We start from the raw sequence: 1060 nt of genomic DNA on the forward strand, positions 1-1060 counted from the left end.
GCTTATCGCTGCGCTGGTTGGCGTGCTGGTGACCAATATGTTCGGCCTCACCGCCGAGGGTCTGGTTCAGGGCAGCGCAGAAACCGCCCGTCTGAACGCCATCCAGAGCAACTATGTGGGAAAAGTGGCCGATCTCAGCGTACCGCAGCTGATCCTTTCCTTTGTGCCGAAGAACCCGTTTGCTGACCTTACCGGGGCTAACCCGACCTCCATCATCAGTATCGTCATTTTCTCGGCATTCCTCGGCGTGGCAGCGCTTAAGCTGCTGAAAGAGGATGTGGAAAAAGGCCAGCGCGTGCTGACGGCCATCGATACCCTGCAGGGCTGGGTGATGAAGCTGGTTCGTCTGGTGATGCAGCTGACCCCTTACGGCGTACTGGCCCTGATGACCAAAGTGGTTGCCGGGTCGAATCTGCAGGACATCATCAAACTTGGCGGCTTCGTGGTAGCTTCGTACATTGCGCTGGGCATTATGTTTGTCGTCCACGGCCTGCTGCTGGCGATTAACGGCATCAGCCCGCTGAAGTACTTCCGTAAAGTCTGGCCGGTGATCACCTTCGCCTTCACCAGCCGCTCCAGCGCCGCGTCGATTCCGCTGAACGTGGAAGCGCAGACCCGACGCCTGGGCGTACCGGAGTCAATTGCCAGCTTCTCCGCCTCCTTTGGCGCCACCATCGGCCAGAACGGCTGCGCCGGTATCTACCCGGCCATGCTGGCAGTCATGGTCGCGCCGACCGTGGGCATTAACCCGCTGGATCCGATGTGGATTGCCACCCTCGTGGGCATCGTCACCGTCAGCTCGGCGGGCGTCGCCGGGGTGGGCGGCGGGGCCACCTTCGCCGCGCTAATCGTTCTGCCGGCGATGGGCCTGCCGGTGACCCTGGTAGCGCTGCTGATCTCCGTCGAACCGCTGATCGACATGGGGCGTACCGCGCTGAACGTTAACGGCTCAATGACCGCCGGGACCCTGACCAGCCAGTGGCTGCACCAGACCGACAAGTCGATTTTCGATAGCGAAGAAGAGGCCGAGCTGGCGCATCGCTAAACGGTAAGCACAAAA

Annotated in this window: 1 protein-coding gene; it reads left to right on the plus strand. The window is 61.2% G+C overall.

Going from position 1 to position 1060, the window contains the following annotated elements:
* Positions 1 to 1045, plus strand: a 1045-nt coding sequence (locus AACG97_RS00280) for an L-cystine transporter (protein ID WP_338463245.1), incomplete at its 5' end; no start/stop codon positions are given.
* Between the last annotated feature and the right edge of the window lie 15 nt (positions 1046 to 1060).

Source organism: Pseudomonas sp. Nvir (assembly GCF_963778085.1).
GTDB lineage: Bacteria > Pseudomonadota > Gammaproteobacteria > Pseudomonadales > Pseudomonadaceae > Aquipseudomonas > Aquipseudomonas juntendi.